Source organism: Marinitoga sp. 1197 (assembly GCF_001021165.1).
In the GTDB taxonomy this organism is placed as follows: Bacteria; Thermotogota; Thermotogae; order Petrotogales; family Petrotogaceae; genus Marinitoga.
The window spans coordinates 1-9,336 of the sequence record NZ_AZAY01000029.1 but is presented as its reverse complement, the minus strand read 5'-3'; the positions used below and the strand labels follow the sequence as shown (position 1 = coordinate 9,336).

The 9,336-nt window shown below is 28.1% G+C and carries 8 protein-coding genes and 1 pseudogene; 2 read left to right on the top strand and 7 right to left on the bottom strand.

Annotated elements, in window-relative coordinates:
• Positions 1-357, bottom strand: a 357-nt coding sequence (locus tag X275_RS08460) for an AAA-like domain-containing protein (RefSeq protein WP_047268415.1), incomplete at its 3' end; no start/stop codon positions are given.
• Positions 358-854: 497 nt separating this feature from the next.
• Here X275_RS08460 and X275_RS08455 point away from each other — a divergent pair.
• Both X275_RS08455 and X275_RS08450 read left to right on the top strand, forming a co-directional pair.
• The gene (locus X275_RS08455; protein WP_047268414.1) at positions 855-1,166 is read left to right on the top strand and encodes a hypothetical protein; all 312 of its coding nucleotides are present in this window, start codon (positions 855-857) and stop codon (positions 1,164-1,166) included.
• Position 1,167: 1 nt separating this feature from the next.
• Positions 1,168-2,217 carry a hypothetical protein gene (locus X275_RS08450; RefSeq protein WP_047268413.1) on the top strand — a complete coding sequence of 350 codons (1,050 nt, stop codon included), beginning with the start codon at positions 1,168-1,170 and terminating at the stop codon, positions 2,215-2,217.
• Here X275_RS08450 and X275_RS08445 read toward each other — a convergent pair.
• From X275_RS08445 to X275_RS11720, 6 genes and pseudogenes are all read right to left on the bottom strand, one after another.
• On the bottom strand, positions 2,210-3,292 hold the full coding sequence (locus X275_RS08445; protein ID WP_047268412.1) for an HD-GYP domain-containing protein: 1,083 nt from the start codon (positions 3,290-3,292) through the stop codon (positions 2,210-2,212). The genes X275_RS08450 and X275_RS08445 overlap by 8 nt on opposite strands.
• A 9-nt stretch (positions 3,293-3,301) precedes the next feature.
• On the bottom strand, positions 3,302-4,372 hold the full coding sequence (locus X275_RS08440; RefSeq protein WP_047268411.1) for an HD-GYP domain-containing protein: 1,071 nt from the start codon (positions 4,370-4,372) through the stop codon (positions 3,302-3,304).
• Positions 4,369-5,379 (bottom strand): HD-GYP domain-containing protein, encoded by a 1,011-nt coding sequence (locus X275_RS08435; RefSeq protein WP_047268410.1) that lies wholly within the window; start codon positions 5,377-5,379, stop codon positions 4,369-4,371. Before X275_RS08435 ends, X275_RS08440 begins: the two co-directional genes overlap by 4 nt.
• A 14-nt stretch (positions 5,380-5,393) precedes the next feature.
• Positions 5,394-6,605 carry a M16 family metallopeptidase gene (locus X275_RS08430; RefSeq protein ID WP_047268409.1) on the bottom strand — a complete coding sequence of 404 codons (1,212 nt, stop codon included), beginning with the start codon at positions 6,603-6,605 and terminating at the stop codon, positions 5,394-5,396.
• A complete protein-coding gene (gene pnp, locus X275_RS08425; RefSeq protein WP_047268408.1) occupies positions 6,580-8,754 on the bottom strand; it encodes a polyribonucleotide nucleotidyltransferase in 2,175 nt (724 codons plus the stop codon). The genes X275_RS08430 and pnp overlap by 26 nt, the downstream gene beginning before the upstream one ends.
• Before the next feature lie 391 nt (positions 8,755-9,145).
• Positions 9,146-9,336, bottom strand: a pseudogene (locus X275_RS11720) (hypothetical protein); the annotation flags it as partial.

Here is a 9,336-nt window from a genome sequence, read left to right as displayed (position 1 = left end):
TTCATATATCTTTTCAAATATTTTCTTTATTTCTCTTATATTATTCAATTCTTCTTTTACAGTATAATTATATCTTTTTAATTCATCTATGATTTCTTCATAAAATATTTTTATAAATTCTTCTTCTGTTTTTATATTTTTATAATCTTCAAAGGATAAAAATATAGTAATATATTTATCCTTTATTTTTTCAACTATATCTTTTAACAATGTTGTTTTTCCTGCTTGTCTTGGCGCTGATACTGTAAAGTATCTCCAATTTTCTATATGGTCAAGTGCTTCTTTCATTATATCTGGTCTTTCTACATAATAACAGGTCTTTTTATCAACGGGTCCACTTGTGCAGAATCTTCTCATGATTCACCTCCGTATAACATACCTTCGGTAGGGTATTGGATTAAAAACTTTAGATTTGAATTAAAACAAAAAAATTCTGAGCTGTCGCTCACCTCCGGTGCTACACGCCTACGGCTATATACACGCTACCGCGGGCATCGGTTTAAATTTTTTTTTTGATTTTTATACACTTGAATTATATCACATTTCCATATCTTAATTTCCTATTATTTCCTTACGAAAAAATAGACCTACTATAATTGATTAATCCTGACAGAGAAAAATTTGAAAATATAATAAAAATCAAAACATAATTTTTCATTAGAGATAAGTATATTGAAATTAAATTATTATATTCCATATCTTTCAACTATTTCTTATTTTGCCCTTTATTATTTTACTATTTACGCAGGCAAAATGCTTCGTTTTTTCATATTACTAAGATTTATAATATATTTATCTTTTGCTTTATGAAAATATGATATAATCATATTAGTATCGAATTGGAGGTCGATTATATGTTCTGGTTTAAAAAAAAGAAAAAAGATATATCTAAAAATCCTTTTTATAATGAATCAAATTCACTCGTTTTATATTTTGAATGTAATAATTGTGGAGAAAAATTTAGAAGTTATTTAAGGAAAGGATATGATTTTTCAACATCATATGATGGTGAAGCGATATATTCAATTAACAAGGAATATATAGGATCACAATGTTCACAAAAAATATATCTTATTGCGGAATTTGATAGATCTTATAGGAATTTGAAATTTGATTTAATAGGAGGAACACCAATAACAAAGGAAAAGTTTGAATCGGGAGGTTAATATGGAAGGCTGGATTCCAACAAAAAGATTGAAAAAGGTTGTAGAATTTTCAGATAAATTTTGTGGTAATGTCGAACCTATTCATAGATATTTATATTTATATTTTGATAAATTTTTAAAAGTTTCAATTACTGATGGTTGCGCAGTAGCAGATATATTTTTTTCAAAAGAATTTTTTCCCTTTAAAAAGGTATATAAGATCTCTATTCAACATTTGAAGGGGTTATTAAAAGGATTTGATGAAAAGAAAAGCCCAGTTGTTAGAATGTTAGCTCTTGATGAGGGATTAAAAATGGACTTAGAAAATATGTCTTTGAATGTAAAAGCGGAAAATGAAGAAAAGCCTTCCTTTAATTTGAAAAATCCTATTTTGATATCAAAAATACAATTAAAAAAATTCTTGAATAATCTTGATTTTTGTAGTATAACTTCTATGGAAGGAGATTTGGTAAATATATTTACCAATGATAAAAAAGAATTATGGGGATGGTTTCATGGATATAACATGGGAGTGTATACTTGTTTTGGGAAATCTGAAGTAACGATTTCACGAAGTATACCATATGTTACTGTAAGACATATAATAAAATCTTTATCTTTAATAAGTGATGAAGAGATAAGTTTATACTTAAATGAATCAGACATATTAATTAAAGGAAAAGGGATGAATATTAATCTATGTAGTTCTATAGACCCGGTGCGTATAAAAGTGAATTTTGATAAAGAATTTTTAGAATATCAGAAAATAAATTTAAAAGAATTGAAAAGAATCTTAAATAAGATATATACTTCTTTGCCTTCAAATACAAGAATATATTTAATATTTGGGAAAGAGTCTTATATTTTAGCAGAAGATAAAAATACCACAATTACGTGGAAAATAGATTTAAAATTTAAATATAAATATTTAATAGAAATAAACCCTCGAAAATTAAGATCTGTATTTTCGAGAATTAATGAAAATGTAATTATTAAATTAAACAATAAAAAGGTTTTATTTCAAGACAATCAAAATTATCTAGAAATCGGAATAAAAGAGTTTTCTAAGTAGTCTGATCTTCAATATATTCGTAATTAATGATTTTGGTAATTCTTAAATTTTTTTCTTCAAGAAGATCAATAATATCATCATTAACTTTTATAATGGGTTTCATTTTATTTGATCTGTTTGTTGCTATAATGATTCCTTCTGATCCGTCATTAAGCATAACTTTCATTCCTGGAGGGAAAAGTCCTAGAGCATTTACTAAATTTTGAGTAAATGATGGATCAAAATGTTTATTTACATGTGATAATATGTAGGATAATGTTTTATATGGAGTCCATGGTTTTTTATAACACCTTTTACTAGTTAAAGCATCATAAACATCTGAAACAGCTAATATTCTTCCATAATTGGAAATATCCTTTCCTTTCTTTTTGAATATATATCCACTACCATCGTATCTTTCATGATGCTCCAAAGCTCCATTTATAATTCTTTTATCTGTTATACCGGAATTTTCTAAAAAATCTTTTGCATATAACACATGATTTTTAATTAATTCAAATTCTTCAGAAGATAGTTTTCTAGGAGCATTTAAAATTTCTAAAGGAATTTTAACTTTACCAATATCATGTAGTAATCCACTTAAAGCTAATTCAGTTAATTCTTCATCAGACATTCCATTTTCCAATCCAATTAAGGAACCAAGAATCATTACATTTAATGAATGGGAGTATAAATATTCGTCATATGTTTTTAATTTTTTTAGGGGAACGTATAATTTATCTGAAAAATTCTTTTGCATTTCTTTAGTTAAATTTACTGCAACTTCTTCTATTTTAGCAATATCAATCTTTCCAGTATTCATAATTTCTTCAAAAATATCTTTAACTTTTTCAAAACTTTTATCAAGAAGTTCTTTACTTATAAAACTATGTGCATGAGCGGCATCGCTCACTGATTTTATCTCTGCTTTTTTTTCAATAACAGGTATTCTAAAAATACCGTTATTTTTAATAATATTTATTTTTTCTTTATTTAAAATTGTTCCTTTTTTAAAAAGCACATTCCCCTTAAAATCCTTTATGTTCATAGCAACAATCATACCTGATTTGATTTTATTCAAAGGTAAGAATTTCATAAAAATCCCTCACTCTATATAGATATAGTCTAATACTTTGGTGATTCTTAAAGATTTTTCCTCACTTAAATCAATAGTATCTCCGTGATCTATTTTTATTAATGGACGTATTTTATTAGTTCTATTTGATGCAATTACTGTTCCAAATTTTCCATCACTAAGCTGAACCCTTGTTCCAGATGGGTAAATGCCAAAAGCATTAATGAGACCTTGTGCAAAGGTTCCATCAAACTGTTTTTCTACATTTGTTAAAATAAAAGATATGGTTTTATATGGAGTCCATGGGCCTTTATAGCTCCTTGTGCTAGTTAAAGCATCATAAACATCTGCAATTGATATGATTTTACCAAATGTTGTTATTTGTTCCTTTTTCTTTCCTTCAAGATAACCTCTTCCGTCGATTCTTTCATGATGCTCATATATTCCACCTATAATGTTAGGGTCTTTTATATTATTTTCTATAGCTAATTTTTTACCAAATAGTACATGATTTCTCATTGTGTTCATTTCACTTTCAGTTAAAGCTCTTGGAGCATTCATGATTTCAATAGGAACCTGTGTTTTTCCAATATCATGTAAAAGAGCTGAAATAGAAACATTTAACAATTCATCTCCAATTATACCATTTTCTATAGCCAACAAAGAACTGATAATCATAACGTTCAATGAATGTGAATATAAATACTCATCAAAATCCCTCAACTTTTTTAAGGGTACAAATAATTGATTAGAATAATTGTTTTCCAGATCTTCTTTTATAGATGCAGCTATACTTATTACCAAATCAATATCAATATCACCGCTTTTTTCCAGTGTTTTAAACACTTCTTTTACTCTCTTATAATTTAAATCAAGTTTTTCTTTGCTTATAACCCCATGATTTTCAGCTTCTTTTTTTAATTCCTTCAATACATCTAACTTCTTTACTGGGATATTAAAGATTCCAGCTTTTTTCAAAGTATAAATGACAATTTCATTTACTTCTGTTCCTTTTTTTAAGATAACTTTGCCAGTTGTATCGCGAATATCCATTGCAAGTACCATGCCAAATTTAGCTTTGTTAAGAGGTACTATTTTCATTCAATCACCTCTTTTATATAAATATTTGTATCTGGTCCAGTTTTTACCGTTTCATTATCCACTAATACTTCGGGGAAGAATTCAATGTCATTTCTTTTTAAAACAATTCCTACTGTTCCGTTACTTAGTTTAACCTTTGTGCCAGTAGGATAATATCCAGTAATTTCATATAATAAACTAACATAATATGGATCAAAAATAAATCCACACTTTTTTAATATCCATGATAATGCCTGATATGGTGTATATCCTAATTCTGTTAATGATGTATATGCATCAGCAACTTGTGTAATTCTAACAAGAGGAGGTATCTTTTCTCCTTTTAAATGAAACTTTCCTTTTCCATCATATCTTTCGTGATGATATAATACACTTTCAAGAATTTCATGATTCAATGTTGCTTTTAAATCCTGTAGTTTTTTATAAGCAACTATATTATGTATAAGAGCATTTCTCTCTTCACTTTCAAAATCATTGATAATACGTTCGTCTAACATAGCATATCCAATATCATGTATAAGCGCAAACTTCACAGTTTGCTTATACATAATATATGGGGTTTCTATCTTTTTTGCAATTATAGAAACTATTATAGCAGTATTTAAGGAATGATAGATTAAACTATCATTTCCAAAAGAGTTCATAAAATTCAAAACAAAATATTCTTTTACATCCAATATCTTATATATTTCTTCTGTTATATTGTTTAAAGATACATAAAGTTCTTCTTTGGAAAAATGGTGAAATAAGTCATTAATAGAATTTATCCATTTGCTATAAACAACTTCATCAACAATATTTGGAAGGTTTTCAAAATTTTTTTGTATAAATCCAACTGCAGTTTCCGATTCTTCAATTTCAATTTCTGTAATATCACTGCGTAATAATTGATCAATTGTTTTTTGATCAAGTTTTTGCCCTTTCTTTAAATTCAAACGATCTTTTAAGCTATAAATATCCTCTCCAATTATCATACCTGGAGTTAAACTATTTATTTTTACTTTCAAAATCCCAACTCCATTTATTTTGGTTTAACAATAGAAATATATGGTTTTTGACTGAAAATCTCATTGGATACATTAATTATATCATCATCTTTCTGGACATTAATTTTATTTACTATTTCATCTATATCAATTAGTTTATCAAAAGACAGATAATAATCTAATGCCAAAAAACCAAAATTTAACCCATTTTCTGTTTCAAGCATATATCTACCAGATAACCTTTTCTTTCCATATTTTATCCATTTTTCAAATGTATCTATATTTTTCAAATTTTCATTAATAGAGTTATTGAGTTTCTCAAAATTTTGTGGAACAGTAGCTGCAAATATAGTAAATGTTCCTGTATTGTTATAAGCAGAATAATCTGCAGTAATTTCATAAGCCAATCCCAATTCTTCTCTGATTTTTGTAAATAACAACGAACTCATTCCGCTTCCTAAAAATGTTTTTAAAATTGCAGCAGGATAAAAACCGGATGACATTTTTGATGGAGCTTTAAATGAATATGCAATATATATTTGGGAAAGTTCTTCTTTTTCTTTTTCAACCTTTTTAATATTCTCATTGAAAATAGGACTTTTAAATGGATATTTCTCTCCTTCTCTATCAGGAATCAATCTATCTATATCCAACAAAAGCTTTTCTAACTCTTTTTCTGGCCCTACAAGAGTTAAAACTATATTTTGCGGAGTATATTTTTCGAGATAATATTTTTTTAACATTTGTGAATTTAATTTAGATACGCTCTCTTTTGTGCCAAGTACAGGGAATGAAAATTCATTTGCAAACATAATTTTATTTAATTGTTCAAATGTATTTTCAACAGGTTCATCTTCATACATAGCAATTTCATCTAAAACTATTCTTTTCTCTTTTTCAATATCTTCTTTATTAAATTTAGCATTAAATATGATATCTAATATAATTTCCACTCCAACCTTTGCCGCAATTAATGGAACTTTTGCATAATATGCAGTTAGATTCTTTCCTGTAAAAGCATTTAAGGACCCGCCAAATTCCTCGATGGGCCTTTTTATTTCTTCCATATTTCTGTTTTCTGTACCTCTAAATACTGAATGTTCTATTAAATGCGATATTCCAGAAAGTTCAGCAGGTTCATGAGCTGACCCACTCCGTATAACAGCAATTATCGACACACTTCTAACATTATTTCTTGGAATTAATAAAACATCTAATCCTTTATTCAGCGTCCTTTTTATGATCATTTCTTTCCTCCGGTTTTTGATAATTTTTTCTTCTATGATTCTTTCTTTCTGCTGTCTTTTCACCAAATTTTTTCAATTGAATCCTACCATTATCATCAATACTTATTATTTCCACTTTCATAATATCGCCAATTTTGATACTTTTTAACAATTCTTTGGCATCTTTTCCTAAATTCGACATATGTAATAATCCTAATTTTCCTGGAATAATTTCAACAAACAATCCATAATTTTCTATCCTGGATACTTTTCCTTCGAAAACTTCTCCTTCTTTAACTTCTTTAATTAAACTTTCAATATATTTAATGGCATTATCTATATTCTGAACATTGTGACCACTTACCTTTGTTAATCCAGTTTCATCATCTATAGAAATCTCAACATCAAAATCTTTATGTATTCCTTTTATTACTCTTCCTCCAGGCCCTATAACCTCTGATATTTTGTCAATAGGTATTTTCGTTGTTTTTATTAAAGGTGCATATGGCGATAATTCTTTTTTTGGTTCTGAAATTGTATTATACATAATGTTTAAGATATGCAGTCTGGCAACTCTTGCTCTTTCTAAAGCTTCTTTTAATACCTCTTCATTTACTCCAGCTACCTTAACATCCATTTGAAATGCAGTAATACCGTCTCTTGTTCCTGTAACTTTAAAATCCATATCTCCAAGATGATCTTCCATACCTAATATATCTGTTAATACAACAAATTTTTCATCTTCAAAAATTAATCCCATGGCAACACCAGCAACATGTTTTGGTATAGGAACACCAGCATCCATCAATGCTAACGAACCAGAACATACTGTAGCCATGGATGAAGAACCATTTGATTCTAATATTTCAGAAACAATTCTGATAATATAAGGAAATTCTTCTTCGGTAGGTAACATATTTTTTAAAGCTCTTTCAGCTAAATGTCCATGTCCTATCTCTCTTCTACTTAACCTTAACCCTTTTACCTCTCCTGTAGAAAATGGAGGGAAATTATAGTGAAGCATAAATCGGCGTTCTCCTTCTTCAAATACTGTGTCTATTATTTGAACATCCATAGGTTCGCCAAGAGTAACAACTCCTAAACTTTGCGTTTCGCCTCTTGTAAATAATGCAGACCCATGTGTTTTTTCAAATAGCCCTATTTCACATGTAATCGGTCTTATTTCATCTATTTTTCTTCCATCTGCTCTTGTATTCTTTTCTATTATCATTTTTCTCATTAATTTTTTAATCTTTTCATCAAAAGATTCATATAAAAATTTCTTATACTTCTCATAATTTTCGTTATCCCATTTTTCAACATATTTTGTCTGGAATTCTTCTAATAATTCTTTTCTATATGAATCCAATGCATCGTCTCTGTCTTTTTTACCTTTTACCAAAATTCTTTTTTCTAATTCTTCATCATTTATCAATTTTTCAAAGTCTTCAACAAATCCTTCTGGTATTTCAGGAGAAATCACTTCCCATTTTTCTATATTAAATTCTGAAACCACTTTTTCCTGAAATTCTATAATCTGTTTAATCGCCTCATGAGCATATAAAAGAGCTTTTACCATTTCATCTTCTGATACTTCTAAAGATTCCCCCTCAACCATAGTTATAGCTTCTTTTGTTCCAGCAACGACTATATCCATTCTGCTATTTTTCAATTCTTCCTGAGTGGGGAACACAACAAATTTTTCATCAACGTATCCCAATCTAACTCCTGCAACCATACCATCAAATGGAATAGGAGATAAATTCAAAGCAAAAGAAGCTCCTGTTATTCCCCAGGTTTCAATACTGTCATCATTATCCATTGAAAATGCTGTAACTATAACCTGTATATCATTATGAAAATCTTTTGGGAATAAAGGTCTAATAGGTCTATCTATTAATCTAGAAGACAAAATAGCTTCACTGCTTGGTCTGCCTTCTCTTTTTAAAAAACCACCAGGTATTTTACCAACTGCATAAAATTTTTCCTGAAATTCTACGGTTAGAGGAAGGAAATCAATTCCATCCTTTGCTTCTTTTGAAGCAGTTGCGGTAACTAATATTGCTGATTTTCCATATTTTAATAAAATAGATCCATGTGCTTGTTTGGCCATTTTTCCATGTTCAATAATTAATTTTCTGCCAAAAATTTCTGTTTCCCATACTTTCATCTATATCACCCCTTTTGAAATAATTATAACATAAATTCTGTTAAATATACAAAATTTTACATTTTGCCAATTAATAACAATAAAAAAAATATAACAAATCCAAATGGATTTGTTAGAACATTAACTTTTTTTATTTTAGATTGTCTAAAAAGTCTCAAATGAAACGAAGACTCGAAGATTGCCCTTAAAATTATGAATGAAAGCCGTCAAAAAAACAGGACGTTTTTTTGAGTGAAGCTTTTTCATGGATGAAAAATCTGAACGACGGCTGAGAATGAATAATTTTAAGGATTAGCAATCAAGCTGTCTGAGTGAATTTGACTTTTGGACAATCTTTTTTTATTTTTTATTTTCGGATTATTAAAATATAACAAATCCCGAATGGGATTTGTTATATTTTAAACTGATTCAATTTTTTGTTTAGTTCTTCTACTAATTTTTCTAATTCTTCTGCTTTTTCATTTACATTTTCTATTTCTTTGCTTTCTTCTTCTATATCTTTTGTTATTTCGTTTATTTCATTTGATATTTCCAGTATCATTTGCGCTGTTTTATCGCTCGCAGCTGCCATTTCTTCTGTCG